This window comes from Actinoalloteichus caeruleus DSM 43889 (assembly GCF_000429185.2).
Taxonomy (GTDB): domain Bacteria; phylum Actinomycetota; class Actinomycetes; order Mycobacteriales; family Pseudonocardiaceae; genus Actinoalloteichus_B; species Actinoalloteichus_B caeruleus.
The window spans coordinates 80,508-103,101 of record NZ_AUBJ02000001.1 but is presented as its reverse complement, the minus strand read 5'-3'; the positions used below and the strand labels follow the sequence as shown (position 1 = coordinate 103,101).

Sequence of the window (22,594 nt, the reverse complement as noted above, 5' to 3'; positions counted from 1 at the left end):
TCATACGGTGCGGACCGCCCGGTCCCGGTTGCTGATGGCGACGTTGACCAGGACCGCGCCGACGATGATCACGCCTCGGACGACGTTCTGGAAGAAGGAGTCGACGCCCAGCAGCACCAGGCCGTTGGCGATGACGGTGATGAAGGCGACGCCGAGCAGGGTGCCCAGCAGGCTTCCCCGGCCGCCGGCCAACAGGGTGCCGCCGATGACGACGGCGGCGATCACGTCGAACTCCAGGCCGGCGGCCGCGCCGCCGTTCCCGGAACCGAGCCGGGCCGCCAGCAGGATGCCGGTGATGGCCGAGAGCAGGCCGGTGGTGGCGAACAGCGCGATCTTGACGCGGCCGGTGTTGATGCCGGCCAGCCGGGCGGCGGCGGCGTTGCCGCCGGTGGCGTAGATCGAGCGGCCGTAGGCGGTGTAGCGGGCGACGTAGGCGAAGACCGCGAAGAGGACGAGCATCACCAGCGCGGAGGTGGGCAGTCCCAGCACCGTCCCGCCGAGCGTGCGGAACAGCCCGTTGTCGGGCAGGGCGACGGGCAGGGCGTCGGTGAGGTAGAGCCCGAGCCCGCCGAGCACGCTCCACAGGCCGAGGGTGGCGATGAAGGAGGGCACGGTGAACCTGGCGACGAGCCACCCGGCGAGCGCACCCCAGGCGAGGCCGAGCGCGAGGGTGAGGGCGATGCCGCCCCAGCTGCCCAGTCCCCACGCCGTGGCGCCCTTGGCGACGAGCACGGAGGAGAACGCCACCGCCGGTCCGATGCTGATGTCGATCTCGCCGGCGATGATGACGAGGGTCACACCCCAGGCGGCGATGCCGATGGTGGCGGCGTCGCGGAGCATGCCGAGCTGGTTGTCCAGCGACAGGAAGCCGGAGGCGGTGCTGCCGAGGACGACGTAGAGCAGGACGATCGCGGCGAGCAGGCCGATCTCGTTCAGCCGTCGGCGCCGGGCGGTGCCGGCTGAGGGGGAGGCCGAGGGGGACGCGGCGGTGCCGGGCTGGGTCTGTTGCGAAGACGTGGTCATCAGTGCTCCACACTTTCCACGGCCATCGTGGCGGCCAGGATGTTGTCCAGGGTGATGTCGGGTCCGCTGAACTCCGCGCGGATGCGGCCGCCGTGCAGGGCGACGACCCGGTCGCACACCAGGGGAAGTTCCTCGAGTTCTCCGGAGACGAAGAGCACTCCGGCTCCGGCGGCGGCCAGTTCGCGTACCAGCCGGTAGATCTGGGCCTTGGCCTCGACGTCGACGCCTCGGGTGGGTTCGTCGAGCAGCAGGATGCGGCTCCCGGCGTGCAGCCACCGGCCGATGACGGCCTTCTGCTGGTTGCCCCCGCTGAGGTTGGTGATCGGCGTCTCGGGGCGCGCGGTCTTCACCGAGAGCCGTTCCACGAGCGCGGTGGCGGCGGCGCGGACCCGGGACGGTGAGACGGCCGGTCCCCGGGAGACCGCCCGGAAGTCGGACATCACCATGTTCTCGTCGACTCCGAGCAGGGGGACGATGCCCTCCGCCTTCCGGTTCTCCGGGGTGAGCCCGACTCCCAGTTCCTTCATGCGCCGGGCGGAGGGGCGGTCGACACGGCGGCCCTCGACCTCGACCGCACCCGAGTGGGGCGGGTCGAACCCGGCGATCGCCCGGAGCAGCTCGCTGCGGCCGGCGCCGAGCAGGCCGCCGATCCCGAGGACCTCCCCCGCGTGCAGGTCGAGGGACACCGACTCGATCTTGGGTGGTACGACGAGGTCCCGGATGCTGAGCAGCGGGGTGCGGGTGCGGTCGATGGTCCTGGTCGCGGGCCGTTCCGCCGCGCTGGTCTCGCCTCCGAGCATCAGGCCGACGATCTGTTCGGTGGTGGCGTCGCGCGCGGGGACGGTTTCGACGGTGCGGCCGTCGCGCATCACGGTGATGCTGTGCGCGACCTGGCGGATCTCGTCCAGCCGGTGGCTCACGTACACGACGGCGACGCCCCGGCCGGCGATGCGGCGGACGACGTCGAGGACCATCTCGACCTCGTTGACCGCCAGCGCGGAGGTGGGTTCGTCGAGGATGAGCACCCCGGGTTGGCCGCGCACCCCGCGTGCGATCTCCACGAGCTGCTGTTCGGCGAGGGAGAGGGTCGCGACCATCCGGTCGGGGTCGATCCGCAGGTCGAGTTCGGCGAAGACCGCCGAGGCCTCGCGGCGCATCCCCTCGTAGTCGACGCGACCGCCCCGGCGTGGCCAGGCGCCGAGGAACAGGTTCTCGGCGACGGTCATCCAGGGGACGAGACTGAGTTCCTGGTAGACGGTGGACACCCCGAGTTCGGCGGCGCGGCGGACGCCGCCGTCGCCCAGCGGGGTGCCGCCGATGCGCACGTCCCCGGAGTCGGGGACGTCCACACCGGACAGCATGCGGATCAGGGTGGACTTGCCGGCGCCGTTCCGGCCGAGCAGCGCTCGGACCTCGCCGGCCCGGATCTCGAAGTCCGCGCCGGCGAGGGCGCGCACTCCCGGGTACTCCTTGGTCACGTTGCTCGCCTGGGCGGCGAGGACGTCGTTGTCGGTCACCACGTGCTCCGATCTCTGGCGAGAGGCGGGGAAGGACTGGGGGTCCGGGTCAGGGCAGCCCGTCCGGGTGGTTCTCCAGCCACTCCTGGCCGTCCTCCGGGGTGGTGTACAGCTCGATCGGCGCGGGGAGGACGAACTCCTCCGGTTCGTCGCCGGCGAGGACGCGCTGCGCGGTCTCGGCGGCCATCCGGCCGACGGCGATGCCGGAGATGTCGACGTTGCCCTTGAGGATGCTGTGGTCCACCAGGGCGTTGGCGGCCTCGGTGGACATGTCGCCGCCGAAGACGACGGTCTGGCCGACCTTGTTCCTGGCCTGCACGGCGCGGATCGCCCCGAGCGTCGCGCCGCCGGCCTGGCCGAAGAACGCGTCGAGGTCCGGGTGCGCGGTGAGGATCCGCTCGGCGACGTTGACTGCCTCGTCGATGGTGGAGCCCTGCTGGTTGGCCACGATCTCGGCGTCGGGGACCTTCGCGAAGAGGGCTTCCTCGAAGCCGAGGCGGCGTTGGACGCAGACCTCGACCTGTTCGCAGTTGACGACGCCGATCTTGGGGGCGGTGATGCCCTCGGCGAGGAAGTGGTCGGCGGCGGCGTCACCGAGGAGCCGGCCGAACTCGACGGGGTCACCGAGGATGAAGGCGGTGACGTACTCCTGGGCCGCTTCCTCGGCGATGCAGGTGTTGTAGCAGATGACCGGCACGCCGCTGCGGTGCGCGAGCCGGATGGCGGGGATGGAGGCCGTCTCGGACACCGGCGAGAGGACCAGCGCGTCGACCTTGGCGGAGCTCACGGTGTCGACGAAGGTGCTCTCGCGGGAGGCGTCACCCTGCGCGTTGAGCTCCAGGAGCTGGATGCTGCGACCCGCCTCGGCGGCCTCGTCCTGCATGCCCTTGCGGACCCCGGCGTAGTAGCCCTGGGCGTCCATGTAGACGACACCGAAGCGGCCGCCCTCCCCGATCCTGGTGCCGCAGCCCGCCAGGGCCAGCGTCGCGGCGAGCAGGGCGACCAGTGCGGACACCGTCCGTCGGCGGCCCCTCGCGATCGTCGTCATCGGCTCTCCTTCGAACCTCGCGTCCGCGGCCCCGGTGCCACGGTTGCGGGGAAGTATTGGCCGCCAACGGACACCAGGTCAAGAAAAAATACTAATTAATTAATACTGTCACCGCAGGTCGTGGATCAGTCACCGACAGCGGCGAGCGGCGGCCGGGTCCGAGGTCCGCCGGCTGGACCCGACGTCATCCGGCGTCGTGGAACCCGCGTCCGCCGACCGCGCGCGGACGATGGGGCGCCGCGGCGCGCGGTGGACACCCGATCGGCGGGCCGGCTCGCCCTCGACCGCCAGGTCGGGACACCGGGGGCACCGCAGCCCTGGAACGCGTCCCGGCGCCCCCGAGGGCGGGGCGTCCCCACGGTCCGAGGTCTCCGCCACGACGGGGAGCGCGCTCAGCTGGTCCGCCGCGGCGGGCGCACGGCGGGAGCGCCAGGAGTCGACGGCGAGCGCCGCCGGGCCTCGACCGGGGCTCGTCCGGCGCGGCACCCCGTCCGCGCCCCCTCCGGAGGGCCGGGGGCGGGGCGTCTCAGAAGAGGGAGTCCTGGGCGTCGTCGAAGCTCAGCTGCCGGGCCGAACGGGACACGAGATCGGTGACCCCGACCGCGCCGGACCGCCGGCAGCGCCGACACGTCACCCCGTCCCCCGTCGGGTGGAAGGTGGTGAAGTCCCAGGTCCCGCTCCCCACGTGGCAGGCGGGAGCCGGGACCTCGACACCACCGACCCACCGCTGGAGCCGCACCGCGTGCACCGTCGAGGACGCTCCGAGCCGCCCGTTCCGGCGGTGGAACCCCGCGCGTGCCCGCTCGGCGGTCCCCGCGAGCAACGCACCCAACTGGTCGGTCTCCGGCGTCCATCCCGTCACCTCCCCAGGATGGCCCCTCCCCCACCGCCCCGAACGGCGGGGGCCACCGCTCACCCGACCGGTGCCACCGCCGATCCGATGTGTGAACCGCGTGAGTGTTAGCCGGCCGTTCACCACCTGATCAACGACCACCGCGCCACGGTTCACCCGGGCTGTCGAGGGTTGGCAGCTGTCAGCGCGCCGCCGACACGGGCCGGCGCACTTCCGCAGCCAAGGGAGCACACATGAGCCGCCGGCTCGGAGTTCCACGACCACTACCGGCGGCACTGGCCGCCGCGCTGGCGATCCCCCTGGTCGTCATCGCCCCTGGTGAGCAGGCCAGCGCCGGCGGCACGCCGGACGTCCGGATCAGCGAACTCGCCAACGGGGGCCCCGGAGGGACGAACGACGACTTCCTCGAACTGACGAACTACGGCGACGCCGAGGCCGATCTCACCGGGTGGTGGGTGTTCCGCTGCTCCGGGGAGGGCGCGCACGTGAGCAGCCCGCAGGTGCCGCCGCTCGACGGCGTCCGACTGGCCCCCGGCGAGAGTTACCTCATCACCCGGTCGGGCAACGCCAGCACCATCGAGGACCCGGACGCCCGGTACGACGTCAGCTTCAACAACAACGGGTTCGGCGTGTACCTGGAGGACGCCGAGCACCGCATGGTGGACTCGGTCGGCGTCTACCCCGCGCACGTGCACAGCGACTGCGCCCAGGGCGCCAACATCCCGAACACGCTCGACTACAAGCGGGCGCAGAGCTGGCAGCGGGTGTCCTCCACCGGGAACAACGCCGCCGACTTCATCGCCGCCCGCCGCACACCCGGAGCGCCGAACGCGACCACTCCCGACGAGGGGGCGCGCCCGGGTGACGTCCTGTTCAGCGAGGTCGCCAACGGAGGGCCCGGCGGCACCAACGACGACTTCGTCGAGCTCGCCAACTTCGGGGACGAGCCCGTGGACATCACCGGCTGGAGCTTCTACCGGTGCACCGCCACGGGCCGCCGGGACGCCGGCACCCGCCAGCTGGACCCGCTGCCCGAGAAGGTCCTCCAACCGGGCGAGACCTACGTGATCAGCCGGGCCGGCTCGGCGTCGACGGTGGAGGACCCGGACGCGCGCTACGGCGTCAGCTTCAACGACGCCGGCTTCGGCGCGCTGCTGGAGGACGCCGACGGTGCCATCGTCGACGCGGTGTCGGTCTACGACCACCTGGACAGCGCCTGCGCCCAGGGCGAACGCCTGCCGAACACCCTCGACTACGGGTACGGCGAGAGCTACCAGCGCCACCGCTCCACCGGGGACAACCGGGCGGACTTCGTCAAGGCACCCCGCACACCCGGCGAGCTGGTCATCCACGACCCGGAGGACCTGGTCGAGGAGCCCTTCGAGTTCGGCCCGGTGCGCATCAGCGAGTTCGCCAACGCCGGTCCGGGTGGCACGAACGACGACTTCGTCGAGATCGCGAACTACGGTGACGAGCCGGTGAGCATCGACGGGTGGTCGCTGCACCGCTGCGCCGGCACCGGGCGTCGGGTCACCACGCCGCAGTTCACCGCCCCGGCGGGCACGACCCTCGCCCCCGGTGAGACCTTCCTGGCCGCCCGCGCCGGCTCGGAGCTCGCCGACGTCGCCGACACCACCTACCCGACGAGCCTGAACGACGACGGTTACGGCGTGTGGCTCCAGGACGCGGACGAGCGGCTGGTCGACGCCGCCGGTGCCTACGTCCGCACCGCCGACTTCGGGTACCAGGACGTCACCAGCCCCTGCGTGCTCGGGTTGGCCCTGCACAACTCGCTGCTGACCTCCGAGGGGGAGAGCTACCAGCGGGCGCGCTCGACCGGGGACAACGTCGCCGACTTCGCCAAGGCGCCCCGCACTCCGGGCGAGTTGGTGACCCCGGAGCCCCGGGACCCGGCGGTGCCCGACCCGGCCGATCTGGAGCCGGTGGAGCTGGACACCCGGGCCCGGCCCTGGACGCCCGAGCTGGGCGGACCGGCGGATGGCGCGGTCGTGGACCGGGACGCGGAGCTGACGAGCCGGGTGCACCACCCCAACGGCGACACGATGCGGGTCTCATTCCGGGGCGCCCCGGTAATCCCGGTGGTGGACTCGGCCACCAAGTCCTTCAGCGGCGCCACGTCCGAGGCTCCCCCGAGCGTCCTCCGGGTTCCTGGGGAGGAGCGGGTGGGACGTCCGCACGTCCCCGGGGCTCCCGGTGCCGAACCGCTGGTGAGCGAGGACCGCTCCGGTGACTTCCCCTTCCAGCGCTTCGAACTGGTCGTCGGCGAACACCTCCGGGACGTCCCGGAGTTCCACGTGAGCTGGTCGGGGCGTTCCAGCGGCCGCAACGAGCTCCAGCTGAGGGCGTGGGACCACCGCGCCGGGCAGTGGACGCTGTTGGACGCGGGGGCTGGCGTCGACGGGGAGGAGATCGGCCTGCTGGGCCGGGTTGACGTGTCGAGCATGGTCCGGGGCCGGACGGTGAACCTGCTCGTGCAGGACGGCCCCCGGACCGGTGAGTCCTTCGGTGGCTCGGAGGAGCCGAACCAGGAGTTCGCCAACCCCCACGAGTACGACTTCTCCGTCGCGCACGTCACGGACACCCAGTTCCTCGCTGAGGACTTCCGCGAGGCCTACACGGCGATCAACTCCTGGCTGGTGGCCAACCAGGAGGCCAGGAAGATCGACTACTCGTTCCACACCGGCGACATCATCGAGACCTGGATCCGCGGCGTCGACCGCGAGGAACGGGCCCGCCACGAGTTCGAGTTCGCCTCCGACGCTCAGCGGCTGCTCGACGACGCGGGCCTGCCCAACGGCATCCTGCCCGGCAACCACGACAACAAGTGGGGCCTGACCAACGACCTGTACAACGAGTACTTCGGGCCGGACCGCTACGAGGACAAGCCGTGGTGGGGTGGGTCGTGGCGCGAGGGCGACAACAGCAGCCACTACGACCTCGTCGAGGCCGGCGGGCTGGACTTCCTGATGCTCAGCGTCGGCTACTTCGCCGACCCGGAGGAGATCGCCTGGGCCCGTCGGGTCATCGAGGCGCACCCGGACCACAACGTCATCCTCGGCACCCACGAGTACCTGCGGCCGGAGGGCGAGCGCGCCACCCGGGAGAACGGGCGGTGGACCGCCCAGGGCGACGTCTTCTGGGACGAGCTCGTCGAACCGCACGACAACGTGTTCCTGGTGCTGTCCGGCCACTTCCACGGCGTGTCCACCGTCGTCCAGCACGAAGTCGGCGATGGTGACCGGACCGTGGTCGAGATGCTCGCCGACTACCAGGCGTTCGAGGTGGACGGGCAGCGCAGGACCGGGTTCCTGCGCCTGCTCCAGTTCGACGCCGACGCCGGGCGGATGGCGGTGAACACCTACTCCCCGTCGCTGGGCGAGCACAACTCGTGGGAGTACGACGGCGAGGGCCGCTACGGCGACGCCGACGACGAGTTCGTGCTGGACGTCGACCTCCTGACCCCCAGGAAGGTGGAGACCACCGGTCTCGGGCTGCTCGGGCCCGTGGCGGAGATCGGCACCGTCCCCACCGAGTCGGGGCGGGAGGCGGCCCTGGAGTGGAGCGGGCTGCGAGAGGGCACCCGCTACGCCTGGTTCGCCGAGGTGAGCGACGCCGAGGGCGTGACGGCCCGCTCCGCGGTCCGCGGGTTCACCACCAGCGGCGGGCGCTGACCCGGAGAGGCGAGTGGGGGCTCCCCGGCCACCGGGGAGCCCCCGTCCGCGCCTCCCGGCGGCGCGGTTCCCGGACCGCCGGGAGGCCGACACGCGAGGTGATCGACGGGCGGTCGGGAGATGGATGTGATTCACTGTCGTCGGTCGTCGTTTTGTGTTCGTGTGACGCGCTCGCGAAACGTCGTGGTGGGCATGTGGTTTTCCTCAAGGCAGAGTCGGGGAACGCTCCCGTCTGAGACGACCCGGGTCGCGGCACCGGCGGCGACACGTACACGCCATCCACAGAGGAGACAGGCATGGCTCAGGGCACCGTGAAGTGGTTCAACTCCGAGAAGGGCTTCGGCTTCATCGCCCCCGAGGACGGCGGTCCCGACGTCTTCGTGCACTACTCGGAGATCCAGGGCAACGGCTTCCGCACCCTGGAGGAGAACCAGCGGGTCAGCTTCGAGGTCGGCCAGGGCACGCGCGGCCCGCAGGCCACCGGCGTGAGCGTCATCTGAGGCTTCGTCAACGACGGCGAGGGCGCGTTTCCCCCCGGGGGAGCGCGCCCTCGCCGTGTCCGGGGACCTCGTAGCCGCATCCCCGCCCCGCGACGGCTCCTCGTTCGCCCCGAGCCCGCCTGAGCTCGGGCCACCTGCCGTCGTCCGGCCTCGGGGCGTCCGTGCCCCGCGCCAGGCCCGGGGACGAGAGGCGGCCGGGGGTGCCGGGCCCGTCCCGGAACGGGTCCCCACGCCCGGTGGCCTTCGCGCGTGGTGATCGCGAGCGCCCAGCCCGGCCCGTGGACCGCCAGTCCCCGCCCCGGGGGGGGCGGTCGGCCTCGGGTGAGACGGCTCGTGCCGACACCGGATCCGGTCCGACGACGCCGCTCCCCGGCGTCCGCGTCGCGGAGGGGGCGACCGGACGTGGTGCTGGCACCACCTCCACCGCGCCGGGACGATCCCCGGGGACCGCGCGGACGACCTCGACCCCTGGCGGCACGAGGACGCGTGGTCCGCCCCCGGCCCCGGCACGCCGACCAGGTGCGACCACGTGATTCACCGGCCACGTCCCGATCCGACCCCGGAGCGCGGGGAAAACGAACACGATATGCACCCGGCCGCCAGTTCTCTCCTCCGAAAGAAGGAACAACGGCGGCGTTCCCGCCAGCCCCCGTTCTACTATTTCACCCGTCCGGACGACACATTTCCCGTCTCATTTCGCCGGGCACGACGACGCCCACTCCGTCACTCCGGGTCACCACCTGGCGGCTCGTGTCGCGCCTCCCGCCGGCGGCGAGAGGCGCTCCCGGTGGCGGGTCACGAAGGCCTCGACGGACACGGCAAGACTCTCACCTGGGCGAACATCCACGCGACAGGGGGCATGGGCCTTCCCCGATCACCCCATCCCCGGCCAGCGGTCCGGCCTCCCCCCGCGTCCACCGACCGTGACACTCCCACCACCAGGACGAGGACTACCTCCTTCCCGCGCGGAAGTCGTAGAGTTCCGAAGAGGCGACCGCCGAGAAAACTGGTGGGAAGCGAAACAATGCTGTTCTCACGCATCGGTCCGGGTGCGGGGACGTTTCTCGGCGAGGAGCGACCGGTTGTGTTCTCTCTGCTGGTGGGCCGCCGGACGAGTCCACCTCCTCGCCGTGGCGCGGCACACCGCGCGGCCGGTCCCACTCCGCCCGTGAGAGGTGCCGCCACCGGCACCGGGCACGGGCCGAGCACTGCCGAGACGTCCGCGAGGCGACCTCGTCCCGGTTCGTGGCCCTCCTCCAACGGCCGGCCCGGCCCGGTTCCTCCGCGAGGAGACGGTTCCGCCCCCGAGTTCGACGGCCAGGCCGCTGGCGAGCAGGCCCGCCTCCCGTCCCCGGCTCGCCCGTGCCCCCGGGTCGGCGGCCGCGACCGGGGCGGCGCATCCCAGGTGAGTTCCGTGCGTTCAACCCGATCCGCACCGCAGGACCGTCGGACCACGGTGGGCGGTCGGCCACCGTGGCGTTGGAGGAGCACCGATGACCGAGAAGACCAAGGAACCGGTCTCGCCGGACCGCGAACCGGCCGCCGGCACCGCCGTTCGCGTGGCTCCAGAGGGCGAACCAGCTCAGGACCAGCGAGGCAGGGCACCGGCGACGCCGTCGAACGACGGGGCCGGGCCGGACACGGCTGCCCCCGGCCAGGAGGAGGCGCGCGCGCCAGCCGGGAGGGCGCGTCACGCGGCCCACACCCTGCGGCGGCTCGTCGCGCTCCCCTGGGTCCGCGCGACGATCACCCTCGCGATCCTCGTCACCGCCGCCGTGATCGTGACGCGGGGGCTGTGGGACCAGCGTGGTGAGATCGGGGACGCGGCGCGCGACCTCAGCCCCCTGGTCCTGCTGCTCTCCTTCCTCCCGGCCCTGCTCGGCGTGGCCCTGATGGCGTTGGCGTGGCGTGAACCCCTCCAGGCGCTGTCCACCCCGCTCGGAGCGCGGGACACCGTTCGGTTGTACTCGGTGGGGGTGTTGGGCAAGTACGTGCCCGGCCTGGTGTGGTCGGTGGTGCTCCAGGCCTCGCTGGCCGCACGCCACCGCGTCACCGCCACGCACCTCACCGCCGCCTTCGGCGCGTTCCTCATGGTCTCGCTGACCGCCGGGATCCTGGTGGCGCTCCCCGTGTCCGCGCTGATGTTCGACGGCGGGGTGCTGGTCTTGCTCGGGGGGCTGGCGGGTGCGGCGGCGGCCCTCGTGCTCATCCCGTGGTCGCTGGCCCTCTGCCTGCGGTGGGCCGCCCGGCTCCGCCCACTGCGGTCCAGGCTGGTGCCGGTGGCGGTGGCCCCGCTCCGCCGAGGCGTGTGGATCTGCGCGCTGTTCTGGTTGGTCACGGGCGCGCACCTCTGGGTGTTGACCGTCGGGTTGGGAGCCGATCCCGTCGAGGCGGTGCTGCCAGCCGTGGGTGGTTTCGCGCTGGCGACGGTGGCCGGCAACATCGCCTTCGTCGTTCCCGACGGCCTCGGCATCCGCGAAGGGGTGCTGGTCGCGCTCCTCACCACCTGTCTGCCGCTCGGTGCGGCGGTCGTGGTGGCCACCGCCAGCCGGGTGTTGTTGGTCCTCGCGGACGTGGTGTTCTTCCTGTGGGGCAGCTGGTCCGTCCGGCGGGATGCCCGGCGGGGTGCCCTGCCCAGCCGGCCGGCGACGGTGGGGACCTCGCCCTGAGCCTGGCGGGTCCTCCGGCGACGCGACCGGAACCGCGTCGCTCAGTCCCTGTCCCGCGCGGCGAGTCGGAGCGGGTCGGCGGCGACCGGCCCTCGACCGGGTGGGCCCGCACCACGCGGCCGGGACCGGTGTTCCGCCGGGTTCGGCGGGGCGGTTCGGTGGGCCTGGTCGCCCGCGCCGTCGCGTCACCCGCCGCCGGAGCGGGCCCCCGGCGCCCGGCCCCGGTCACCAACCCGTCCCGCCCAGCCCTGATCGTCCGGCGGCACGTTCGGGGTCGCGCCGCGCCCGCCGGCTCCACGGCACCGGCTCGGGAAGGGCGGGGCCCGCCGTCCGCGCTCCCGCGTCGGAGGACCCGCTACCGGTGTGACGGTCCTGATGCTGCACGGGCGACGGGCGACGGGCGACGGGCGACGGGCGACGGGCGACGGGCGACGGGCGACGGGCGACGGGCGACGGGCGACGGGCGACGGGCGACGGGCGACGGAGCCCAGCAGATCACAGCTGCCCGGTGGTGCGGGCGGGACATGACCAGCCGGCCACACCCGACCGGGGATGTGGCGCCCCCGGCGCGAGCCGCCGGGGAGGACCGCCGCCCTGCCGGCGCCAGGCACCGCGCCAGGGGGCCGCTCCGGCGCGCTTCCCCTCGATCGACGGGTCCGGCCGCCGCGGGTGTCCGCCGGATGGCGTCAGCGGCACTTAAGGATCGATCGACCCTTCGGCCCCCTCGAGTAGGCGTTCCGGAGGCCACCCAACTCATCCCAACCGCGCAATTCCGGACCGCCGACGGAAACTCCTTGCACCCGCATTCAGCACTGGTTAGTGTCCGTCCGGAACATTCCAGACGGCACCGCCGCCGATCACCGTCTCCCTTTTTCGGACACCCCGGATTCGGCGAGTTGGCGGCGCTGCCAACCCCTTCGGGCTGTCCGACGTGGCGGGAGCACGTCCGGAAAGCTGGAGGGCACATGATGTCGGGACACACGGAGAAGAACTCCGCCGCCGAGGTGGGGACGCGGGGGGCCCGGGAACCGGGGGCCGCCGCGGAACCCCGGCGCGTCGTCGTCACCGGGGCGGCGGGGATGCTCGGGACGGCGTTGGTCGCGCAGGACTGGCCCGAGGTGCGGTGGGTGGGGGTCGACCTGCGCCCAGCACCGGCCCGGACCCGGGACCGCGCGACATTCCACACGGCGGACATTCGGGACACCACCACGCTGACCAGGATTTTCAGCGGAGCTGATGCGGTGGTGCACGCGGCGGCGGCGCTCCCGAGCCACCGCGCGTCCGAGATCAGGTCCGTCGACGTCGACGGCACGGACTCGGTGCTCCGCGCCGTCCGGGCCGCCGGTGTCCCCCGACTGGTGCACGTGTCGTCGACCGCGGTGTATGGGCTACCGAAGGACTGCCCCACTCCCGAGGACTACCCGTGCCGCCCCGTCGACCCCTACAGCGAGGCGAAAAGGGCGGCGGAGATCCTGGTCGAGCGAGAACGGGATTCCGGGTTGTGCGCACCGGTCCTGCGCCCGAAAACCTTTCTCGGGGAGGAACGTCTCGGCCTGTTTTCCATGCTCTTCGAATGGGCGGACGAGGGCCGGTCATTTCCGCTCCCAGCAGGAGGGCGAAAACGGGCCCAAATGCTGGATGTCGACGATCTCTGCGCGGTGGTGCGCGCGACGTTACGAATGCCGGACGCCACGGTGAACGACACGTTCAATGTTGGTGCCACGAGGTTCGGCACGTTGCGGGAGGATTTCCAGGGCGTGCTGGACGCGGCCGGGCACGGCGGGCGGGTCGTCGGTGTGCCGGTGCTGCCGGCGGTCGCCGTGCTCCGAGGGCTGGCGGCGCTCCGCCTCTCCCCCGTCTACAAGCGGTTGGTGCACAAACTCGTCCGGGACTCCTACGTGGACACCAGCCGGGCGAGCCGGGTGCTCGGGTTCGAACCCCGGTACAGCAACGGGGAGACCCTGCTGCGCACCTACGAGTGGTGGCGCGGACGGGCCACCGACCACGCCGTCACACGCACCGGGCGGACCCACCGGGACCCGTGGAAGCAGGGCGCGCTGCGCCTGGCCAAGGCCTTCTTCTGATCTCACCCCCCGAACGGGGGCCTCACCGGCACGCCGGCCGGACTCCCCGGACCGGTGCGCCGCGTGCTGCTCCGCCAACCCCTGATCGGCTCCCGAACACCGCTCCCTCGCCCGGCGACGATGCCGCGCGACCGAGGCCAGCCCCGGACCGCCCACCTCCGGTGGGGGACTGGACAACCGGACGAGAGGAACCGCGTGGACCACGCACTGGAGACCAACCAGACCCCGACGCTGCCCGCTCCCCGACCCGGGGACGTCGATCCGCCCTCCACCCCGCCCCCGACCGGCGACGCCTCCGCCAGGGGGAGCGCACCGCTGGCCCCGGCGAGATCGGGGCGCGCCGGGCCCCGGGACCTGTTCCGCCTGGTCCGGCCCAAGCAGTGGGTGAAGAACGTCGTGGTGGTGCTCCCCCCACTGCTGACCGCACCCGCCGCCGTCCTGCCCGGACTCTGGCCGCTCCTCGCGACGGTGCTGGCCTTCGTCGCGGCGTCCTCCACCGTCTACGTGCTCAACGACCTGCGGGACAGGGAGGCCGACCGGCTGCACCCGGTGAAGAGGAACCGCCCGCTCGCCAGCGGCCGGGTCAGCACCGCGACCGCGTGGTTCCTCATCGCGGCGGGGTGCGCCGCGATGGTCCTCTGGTCGCTGCTGCTCCCGTGGGCGGTGTCCCTGGTGATCGGCGGCTACCTGGCCCTGAACCTCGCCTACTGCCTGGTGCTCAAGAACCGCCCGCTCGTCGACGTCTCCGTGGTGGCCACCGGGTTCGTCCTGCGGGCGGTGGCCGGTTCGCTGGCGGTCGGCGCCGCCATCGACCCCTGGCTGATGATCTGCGTGTACTGCGCGTGCCTGCTGTTGGCGGTGGGGAAACGCCGCCACGAGCTGACCCTGGTCGAACGTGACCCGGCCGCGCTGGCGCACCGCCCCACCCTGGCCAGCTACTCGGTGACGTTCCTCGACCACGTCATCGTCGTCACGCTCGCCGCGGCGCTGCTCAGCTACGCGAACTTCGTCGGGTTCGGTCCGACCGCCGCGGCCTCGGCGCTGGTGGTCCTCACCTTCCCGCTGGCGGCCTTCGCGGTCTTCCGGTACCTCCAGCTCGTCACGGTGCGGCGGACCGGCGGCGACCCGGGATCCGACCTGTTCCGGGACGTGCCGACCGTCGTCAACGCCGGCCTGTGGCTGGCGGTGCTCGTCGTGGCGGGTGCCCTGTGAGCGCCGGGCGGGTCGCGCCGCCGGGAGGAGCCGCCCCCGATCCAGGGCGGGGCGCACCGGACTGGACGCCGTTGGTGTCGGTCATCATCCCCAACTTCAACTACGCGCGCACCCTCGGCCGCTGCCTCCAGGCGGTCCTCGGGCAGACCTACCCCCGGGTGGAGGTGCTGGTCGTCGACGACGGCAGCACCGACGGCTCGGTGGCGGTGGCGAGCCGGTTCGACTGCCGGGTCATCCGCACCCCGAACCAGGGGGTGTCGGCGGCGCGGAACACCGGTGTGGCGGCCAGCCGGGGGGAGGTGCTCTTCTTCCTCGACTCGGACGTCGAACTGGCGTCGGACGCGCTGGCCACGGCGGTGGAGCTGCTGCGCCGGGAACCCGACGTCGGGTCGGTGTGCGGCATCTACGACTCGGTGCCGCTGGTCGACGACGGTGCCGTCGAGCGGTACAAGGTGTTCCACGGGCACTTGTGGCGTCGTCGGTGCGCCGGGGACGTGCGGGCTGCGTTCTTCTCGCTCGGGGCCATCCGCCGGTCGGTGTTCGACCAGGTCGGACCGCTGGACGAGAACCTCCGCTCCACCGAGGACGTCGAGTACGGGGCGCGGATGGCCGAGGTGTCCCGGATCGTGCTGAGCCCCGAGGTCCTGGGCCGGCACGATGACGACGACCGGCTCGGTGTCCTGCTGCGCAAGCAGTTCACGCGGTCGGTGCCGCTGGTGGCCCTCTTCGCCCGGCCGGGTGGGGCGCGGCCGTCGACCCGGGACACGGCCTACCGGCCGGTGGCGGTCGGATCGGCCGCGCTGTCCCTGGCCTCCGCCCCGCTCCCGCTGTTCCTGGGGTGGCCGGGCGCCGCGGTTCCACTGGCCCTGTTCACCGCGTTCGCGTTCTGCGATCGCGCGCTGTTCCGCGCCGCCCTCGGCCACGGTGGTGCCCGGTTCCTGGCGGCGGTGGTACCGCTGCACTGGCTGATGAACGTGACCACCGCGGCCGCCGCCGGGTGCGGGGTCCTGCGCTGGGTGACCTCCCGTGGTTTCCGCCGGCGCTACCGGCCGGCGGGCGAGCGGCCGGTGAGCCATGCGCTGCGTGAGGGGGTGGCTGGTGGCTGACGCGGTGCTGACGCGGAACCCGGGCCCGCCACCGGGCGGCGGCGGGCCGGACGCGGGCGGGGGTGGGCGGGCGCGGCACGTCCTCCGAACGCTGGTTGGCGTCTCGGCCTGCGGTTGGACGGCCTTCGTGCTGCTCAACCTCGTGGTGTCCGGCCGGTGGCACCTCTGGCTGGCCTTCTCGGTGGTGCCGCCGATCGCCTACCTGGTCGGTTCGGCGTCGCTCGCGCTCGCGGTGCCCCTGGTACGGGGCGGCTGGCGCCTGCTCGCGGTAGCCCTCGTCGGCCTGGTCGCGGCGGTGCCGCAGAGCGGTCTGACCCTGGGGGTGCTGACGCCCGGCCCCGGGGACCCGGCCGGCCCGACCGTGACGGTGGTGTCCTGGAACACCGAGTACTGGGATCGCACCGACGACTCCGATGACTTCTACCAGCACCTGCGTGATCTCGACGCCGACGTCTACCTCCTCCAGGAGTACCTGGACTTCGTGGACGGCCGCATCGTGTCGATCGACGAGGAGGCGGCGTTGGAGGCACGCTTCCCCGACTACGACATCGTGATCAGGGGCCACCTGGTCACGCTGTCCCGGCTCCCCGTCCTCGACGTGCCCGCCGTCGGTCACCGCGACGTCCTCCGGGTGGACGTGGCCGCTCCGGGAGGTGCCGCGTTGTCCACCTACAACGTGCACGTGCGGGCCCAGATGGACCCGACGTTGAGCCCGTTGTCCGGCGAGTTCTACCGGACGCTGCGTGCCCGCGACGAGCGGCGGGTCGCCGCCTACGACGCGCTGCGGGCGAGTGCGACCCGGGACGAACGCCCGGGGGTGATCGGGGGTGACCTCAACACCACCCCGGCCATGGGCGACCTGCGCCGGATCCGCGACCTCGGCCAGGACGCCGCGGACGCGGGGTCCTCGGTGCACCCGGTGTCCTGGGACCTGAGCTCCGCGCTCCGGCTGTGGCGGTTGGACTGGATGTTCGTCCGCAACGGCGTCGTGGCCCACGACTACCGGCTGGAGGACCCGGCGGGCCTGTCCGACCACTCCGTGCAGATCGCGCGCATCTCGGTAGGAGGGGACCGGTGAGCGGGTACCGCGACGCCCGGGACGTCGCCGGGTTCGAGGCTGACGGCGCCGCCGTCGCGTCGGCACCACACCCCCAGCGGGAGACGGACGGGGCGGGGCCCGGAGGTCCCGCCGTCGGCGCCAGTGCGCCCGCCCGGCACGACGAGGGGCCGAGGACGCTGGTGGCGTCGCTGCTCGCCACCGTCACCAGACTGGCGGGCCTGCGCTGGCTGCGGACCACGGTGACGGTGGGGATCCTGCTGGCCGCCGCCGTGTTCGTCGGGCACGGCATCGTGGAGCAACGCGACGAGCTGGGGGCCGCGCTCGGCGCGCTCCACCCCGGGTTGTTGGCCGCCGCGTTCGTGCCCGTGGTGCTCGGGGTCGTGGTGACCGCCCTGTCGTGGCGGGCACCGCTGGTGGCGCTGGCTGGTCCCGTGTCCGCGCGTGACGCGGTTCGGCTGTTCGCGGCCGGCGCGATTGGGAAGTACGTACCGGGGGTGATGTGGTCGGTGGTGCTCCAGGCCCAGCTCGCGGCCGGGCTCGGGATCAGGGCGGCGCAGATCACGGCGGCCTTCGGCGTGTACCTGGCCGTGTCGGTGGCGACCGGGGCCGGGGTCGCCCTGCCGGTGGCGGCGGCCCGGTGGGAGGACGAGTGGCTGGTGTTCGGCGCCGTCGCCTGCGCGGTCCTGGTGCTGCTGCTGACCCCGTGGCTGCTCCGGCTGGCGACGCGCCTGGCCACCAGCGTTCCGGCGGTGCGCGCCCGGCTCGCGCCGGTACCACTGGCCCCGCTCCGCCGTTCGGTGTGGTTGTGCGTGTTGTCCTGGTTGGTGACCGGCGCGCACGTGTGGGTGCTCGCGGTCGGGCTCGGAGCGGACCCGGCGGCCGCCGTGCTGCCCTCGGTCGGCGGGTTCGCCCTGGCGATGGTGGCGGGCAGCCTGGCCTTCCTCGTGCCCGACGGCCTCGGGGTCCGGGAGGGCGTGCTGGTCCTCATGTTGAGCACGTGCCTCCCGGTGCCGGCGGCGGTGGTGGTGGCGACCATCAGCCGGCTGCTCCTCGCTCTGGCGGATGTCACGCTCTTCGCCCACAGCTCCTGGTCGGGGCGCCGGCGGGCGAGGCGGACGCCGTCCCCCGTGGTCGCGGTCCCCTCCGCCGGCCGCGTTCCCCCCTCGATCTCCTCCTCGGGAAGTGATGCCTCGTGACCTCAGCTCCGTCGCCGGCCGTCGACTACGACCTGTGCGTGGCGGTCAACTACTACGCGCCCTACGTCAGCGGGTTGACCGAGGTGGCCAGAGTGGTCGCCGAGGGGCTCGCCGAGCGGGGGTGGCGGGTTGCCGTCGTCGCCGCCCGCCACGACCCGGCGCTGCCGACGCGGGAGCGGTTGGGGGGTGTGGACGTCCACCGGACACCGGTGGTGGCCACGGTGGGCCGGGGCACGGTCAGCCCGTCCTTCGCCTCCACCGTGCGGCGGGTGGCGCGTCGCTCGCGCGTCCTGCACCTGCACCTGCCCATGTTGGAGTCGGCGGCGGTCCTGGTCCCCCGGCTGCGGGTCCCGGTGGTCAGCACCTACCACATCGACCTGTGGTTGCCACCCGGTCTGGTCAACAGGATCGCGACGGGGGTGGTGCGCCGGTCGGTGCGCACCGCGCTGCGCCGCTCGACGGCGGTCGTGGTGAACAGCGAGGACCAGGCGAGGCACTCGGAGCAGTGGCCGACGCTGACCGACGCCCGGCTCACCGCGATCCCCGCTCCGTGCCTGGACAGGTCCGGCGGTGAGCCCGGGTACCGGGAGACCACCGGCCCGCACATCGGGTTCCTCGGCAGGATGGTTCCCGACAAGGGCCTGGAGTACCTGGTGCGGGCCTTCGGTGAGATCGAGGACCCCGACGCGCGCCTGCTGTTGGGCGGGGACTACGAGACCGTCGCCGGTGGCAGCGTGATCGGCATGGTCCGGGCGGCGGCGGCGAGGGACGACCGCATCCGCGTGCTGGGCCTGCTGCGCGGGCGGGAGATCAACGACTTCTACTCCTCCGTGGACGTGTTCGCCCTGCCCTCGGTCGCCGAGTCCTTCGGCATCGCGCAGGCGGAGGCGATGATGTGCGGGGTGCCCTCGGTGACCACCGACCTCCCCGGCGGCCGTTTCCCGGTGTTGGCGACCGGGATGGGCGAGATCGTGCCGCCCCGCGACGTCCCGGCGTTGCGGGACGCCCTCCGATCGACCCTCACCTGGGACACGGCGATCCGGGAGGCGGGCCGCGACCGGGCGCGCCAGGAGTTCGGGGTCGAGAGCTGCCTCGACCGCTACGAGAACCTGTTCCGTTCCCTGCTACCCCCCGCCGTCGAGGGCCGGCGGGAACCTCCCGCCCACCAAGCTGACCGACACGAGACGAGGTCGTGAGAACACCGTGACGAACCCCATCGGCGACAACCCCACCCGTGGCCCCGAGACTCCCGGACCGTGGTTGGGGACCATGTACTTCGGCACCCGGGTCGACGAGAACCGCTCGCGGGAGATCCTCGACCGGTTCGCCGAACGGGGAGGCCGCCACCTCGACACCGCGAACTGCTACTGCTTCTGGGCGGACGGCGGTACCGGCGACGAGTCGGAGGCCGTGCTGGGCCGGTGGCTGTCCGACCGAGGAGCGCACCAGGAGATGGTGGTGGCGACCAAGGTCGGCTCGCGGCCGGCCACCCTCGGGGCGCCGTGGCCGGAGCAGGCGGAGGGCCTGTCGGCTGCCGTCATCCGCGAACAGTTCGAGCGCAGCGCCGAGCGGCTGCGCACCGACTCCGTGGACCTCCTCTACGCGCACGTGGAGGACGAGTCGACCGACCTGGAGGAAACGCTGGGCGCGTTCGCGGAACTGGTCGCCGCCGGTCAGGTGTCCCACATCGGGTTGAGCAACCACCGCCGCGAGCGGACGGTGGCCGCGCTGGAGCTGGCCGCCCGGCACGGCTGGCCCCGGTGCTCCCACCTCCAGCAGCGGTACACCTACCTCGTCCCGGACCGTTCGGTCCCCTTCGGTCCGCAGCGGGCGTTCGACGACGAGGACCTGGCGCACGCCAGCGCGGAAGGCCTCAACCTGGTCGGCTACTCCCCCCTGCTCTCGGGTGCCTACACCCGGCCGGACACCCCGCTGGCGCCGGAGTACCGGGGCGCGGCCTCCGCACGGCGTCTCAGGGCGCTCCGCGACGCGGCGGACGCCGTCGGGGCCACCGTCAACCAGGTCGTCCTTGCCTGGATGTCGTCCGGTGATCCGGTGGTCACGCCCATCGTGGGGGTGAGCGCGGTCGCCCAGCTCGACGAGGCGCTGGACGGCGCCCAGCTGGTGCTGCCCGAGGAGGTCCGAGCCGCCTTGGACGCCGCCTGAGTTCCTCCTCGGGTGGCGGCACCGACCGTCCGCCCTGGCCGGGAGGTCGGCGGCTGGCGCCGACCTCCCGCTCCGGTGGCCACGCCCGCGAGCGGAGCAGCTCCGGACGCGTCCGGGGCGGGGCGGGGCCGGGCACCAGCGGATCGGCAGGGCGACTTCCGGGGGCGGGGTGGTCGGCCGCCGTTCACCTGACGGGGGCGAGGGCTCTCCCGGGGTCCCTCCGCCGCTCGCCCCAATCCTCGAAGGACGTCCGCTCGACGAACTGGCTGGTCAACCAAGGAATCCTCGGCCAGGAACCGCCGCGGCCCCGGTGGTGGGCGCGCTAGGCTGGACCACCCGGCCGAACGCCGCGCACTCCCCGTTCCGCTGTTCCCGTGCTCCAGGCCCCGCCCGTCCAACTCCGCACCCTCCGTCCGACAGCTCAGCCACCCCTCGGTCCGGTGTCCCCCGCCGCCGACGAGGGGTGCGGCGAGAGCAGCGCGCCCGGGCACTCCACGGCGTCCGACCGGTCCAGCCGCGATCCCGTCCGGAGGAGCCATGCTCGGGTACCGCATGTTCGGCGAAGTCCACGGCGACCGAGACCACCTCGTCAGAATCGTGCTCGGCCAGTTGCGTTCCTGGTTGCGCGGCAAGGGCTACGAGGCCGACGCGCTGACCCCCGGGCGGTCGGTGCGCCTGGAACGGGACGTGGAGGGAGCTCTGCTCGAACGGCGGTTACGGGACGGCTCCCACCAGGTGCGGGCTCGGATCCGGGAGCCACGCGGCTGGGTCACGCAGCTGACCGTCGCGGTGCCCAGGCGGGAGCGGGACCGACCGTGGCTGTGGCTCGACGTCGAGTCCCCCGGACCGCGAGGAACCAGCGACCGCCGCGTGTGGACCGGAACACCCCGGTTGGCCACCGCCCTCACCGAGGTGCTGGACGTCCGCGACGGCGCGCACACCCTGCGCCCCGCGCCCGCCCGCGTCGGTGTCGACGACACCGACTGGCTGCTCACCGTCCTGGCTGACCCGGGGCGACGGGGACTGGCGATCCTCGCCGGATCGTCCGGGGGTGACGACGTGGAGTTCGCCCGGTGGGAGGGCCTGGCCGGTCGGCTCCTCAACCAGACCACGGGGCTCGCGACCACCTACGTGCTCGATCCGGCGGCGACCGAGGCGTTCAACCGGGACGCCGGCCCCGCCTACGCCGTCCCGCCCTGGAGCCTGCGCAGCTACCGCCCAGGTCTTGACCTGACCGACCGCGTCGGCGCCCGGCAGCACCGGTTGCTGGGGCTGTCGCGGATCGTGGAGTCCGACGATCGCGAGAACGCCAGGATCCTGGGGTGGAAGGCGCGGGAGGTCGCGGAGAACTCCCCGCTCCCGGGCGCGGTGCTCCGGGCGCACCGCGCGCTCGAGGAGGAGATGGACAGCCTGGTCGTCGCGGGCCTGTCCGGCGACGGATCACCGGCAGCCCCCGCCCGCCCGGCGGTGCCGCCACCGGCCCGAACCGCCCCCGACGACCACGGGAGCGAGCCGGTCCCGGAGGAGGCCGGCGAGCCCACCGGCACCCCCCGGGACGAGCCGGCACCGGAGGGGGTGCTCGTCGACCGGGCACGGTGGACCGCCCTGACCGAGGCCCTGCTCGCCGCCACCGGCAGCGCGGAGGTGACGGTGGAGTCCCTGACCGCGCTCGGGTCGCTCGGTTCCGCCGCCCGGCACGCCCGGTCGACGCGCGAGTTGATCGCGGAACGCCTGCGGGAGCGGACCTCCGAGATCGACCGGCTGCGTGAGGAGCGCGACCTGCTCCGACGGGGCTGGGAGGACGAGCAGCTGGAGCACGCGGAGACCGCCGAGGAACTGCTGACGGTCGAGACCCGGCTGCGCCGGACCCTCGCCCTGTGGGCGCGGGACGCCCGGGTGTCCCACCTGGAGCCCCCGTCCGGCGACGACGACGCCCGACCGCACACCTACGAGGAGCTCTTCGAACACCTCGACAAGCTGGCGCACGTCGCCTTCACCGGGGACCAGCAGATCACCCGGGCCCTCGCGGACAAGGACACCCTGTGCGTGTGGGTGGGCAAGATCTGGGCCGCCCTGGTCGCGCTGGAGGACTACGCCGCGGCCAGCGCCGAGGGCCGGTGCGAGCGGGACGTCGCCGGCTACCTGCGCGACCTGCCCCGGGGCTGTCGGGGCGTCTCCGCGAACCGCCACGCGCACAACGAGACGAACGACGTGCAGAACAACCAGTACTTCAGCTCGGCCCGCACCTTCCCGGTACCCGTCGAGGTCCGCCCGGAGGGCAGGGCCTTCATGGGCGCCCATTTCAAGATCACCAAGCAGGGGATGACCAGCCCACGCCTGCACTACCTCGACGACACGGCGCACTCCGGCCGGGTCTACGTCGGGTACATCGGACGCCACCTGCCCAGCAAGCGGACCAACTAGGACTCCGACCAGCCGGCCTGAGCCCTCTGGTGGACCTCGGGGGT

15 protein-coding genes are annotated in these 22,594 nt (G+C 73.1%); 11 read left to right on the top strand and 4 right to left on the bottom strand.

Annotation, left to right across the window (positions count from 1 at the left end; all coding sequences use genetic code 11):
- The 4 genes from G443_RS00410 to G443_RS00395 all read right to left on the bottom strand — a co-directional run bounded on the left by G443_RS00410 (position 1) and on the right by G443_RS00395 (position 4,450).
- Positions 1-1,023 (bottom strand): ABC transporter permease, encoded by a 1,023-nt coding sequence (locus G443_RS00410; RefSeq protein ID WP_026418675.1) that lies wholly within the window; start codon positions 1,021-1,023, stop codon positions 1-3.
- The gene (locus G443_RS25260) at positions 1,023-2,540 is read right to left on the bottom strand and encodes a sugar ABC transporter ATP-binding protein (RefSeq protein WP_026418674.1); all 1,518 of its coding nucleotides are present in this window, start codon (positions 2,538-2,540) and stop codon (positions 1,023-1,025) included. Before G443_RS25260 ends, G443_RS00410 begins: the two co-directional genes overlap by 1 nt.
- A 49-nt stretch (positions 2,541-2,589) precedes the next feature.
- Positions 2,590-3,588: a substrate-binding domain-containing protein gene (locus G443_RS00400; protein WP_030106098.1), complete on the bottom strand. Its 999-nt coding sequence runs from the start codon at positions 3,586-3,588 to the stop codon at positions 2,590-2,592.
- Positions 3,589-4,114: 526 nt separating this feature from the next.
- A complete protein-coding gene (locus G443_RS00395) occupies positions 4,115-4,450 on the bottom strand; it encodes a hypothetical protein (protein ID WP_051313911.1) in 336 nt (111 codons plus the stop codon).
- A 224-nt stretch (positions 4,451-4,674) separates the two neighbouring features.
- On the opposite strand from G443_RS00395, the gene G443_RS00390 reads away from it, so the two are divergent.
- From G443_RS00390 to G443_RS00340, 11 genes are all read left to right on the top strand, one after another.
- The gene (locus tag G443_RS00390) at positions 4,675-8,133 is read left to right on the top strand and encodes a lamin tail domain-containing metallophosphoesterase family protein (protein ID WP_051313910.1); all 3,459 of its coding nucleotides are present in this window, start codon (positions 4,675-4,677) and stop codon (positions 8,131-8,133) included.
- A 296-nt stretch (positions 8,134-8,429) separates the two neighbouring features.
- Positions 8,430-8,633: a cold-shock protein gene (locus tag G443_RS00385; RefSeq protein WP_016698275.1), complete on the top strand. Its 204-nt coding sequence runs from the start codon at positions 8,430-8,432 to the stop codon at positions 8,631-8,633.
- Positions 8,634-10,126: 1,493 nt separating this feature from the next.
- Positions 10,127-11,302 (top strand): lysylphosphatidylglycerol synthase domain-containing protein, encoded by a 1,176-nt coding sequence (locus G443_RS00380; protein WP_026418670.1) that lies wholly within the window; start codon positions 10,127-10,129, stop codon positions 11,300-11,302.
- A 968-nt stretch (positions 11,303-12,270) separates the two neighbouring features.
- Positions 12,271-13,386 (top strand): NAD-dependent epimerase/dehydratase family protein, encoded by a 1,116-nt coding sequence (locus G443_RS00375; protein WP_245588776.1) that lies wholly within the window; start codon positions 12,271-12,273, stop codon positions 13,384-13,386.
- Between the two features lie 195 nt (positions 13,387-13,581).
- Positions 13,582-14,598, top strand: coding sequence for a UbiA prenyltransferase family protein (locus G443_RS00370; protein WP_051313909.1), 1,017 nt, complete (start codon positions 13,582-13,584; stop codon positions 14,596-14,598).
- Between the two features lie 74 nt (positions 14,599-14,672).
- Positions 14,673-15,704, top strand: a complete 1,032-nt coding sequence (locus G443_RS00365) for a glycosyltransferase (protein WP_051313908.1) — start codon at positions 14,673-14,675, stop codon at positions 15,702-15,704.
- Positions 15,697-16,782 (top strand): endonuclease/exonuclease/phosphatase family protein, encoded by a 1,086-nt coding sequence (locus G443_RS00360; protein ID WP_155886108.1) that lies wholly within the window; start codon positions 15,697-15,699, stop codon positions 16,780-16,782. Before G443_RS00365 ends, G443_RS00360 begins: the two co-directional genes overlap by 8 nt.
- A complete protein-coding gene (locus G443_RS00355) occupies positions 16,779-17,960 on the top strand; it encodes a lysylphosphatidylglycerol synthase domain-containing protein (RefSeq protein WP_051313906.1) in 1,182 nt (393 codons plus the stop codon). Before G443_RS00360 ends, G443_RS00355 begins: the two co-directional genes overlap by 4 nt.
- Positions 17,957-19,156 carry a glycosyltransferase family 4 protein gene (locus G443_RS00350; RefSeq protein WP_026418668.1) on the top strand — a complete coding sequence of 400 codons (1,200 nt, stop codon included), beginning with the start codon at positions 17,957-17,959 and terminating at the stop codon, positions 19,154-19,156. Before G443_RS00355 ends, G443_RS00350 begins: the two co-directional genes overlap by 4 nt.
- A 7-nt stretch (positions 19,157-19,163) precedes the next feature.
- Positions 19,164-20,126, top strand: coding sequence for an aldo/keto reductase (locus tag G443_RS00345; protein WP_026418667.1), 963 nt, complete (start codon positions 19,164-19,166; stop codon positions 20,124-20,126).
- A gap of 537 nt (positions 20,127-20,663) precedes the next feature.
- A complete protein-coding gene (locus G443_RS00340) occupies positions 20,664-22,550 on the top strand; it encodes a hypothetical protein (protein WP_026418666.1) in 1,887 nt (628 codons plus the stop codon).
- Positions 22,551-22,594 lie beyond the last annotated feature (44 nt).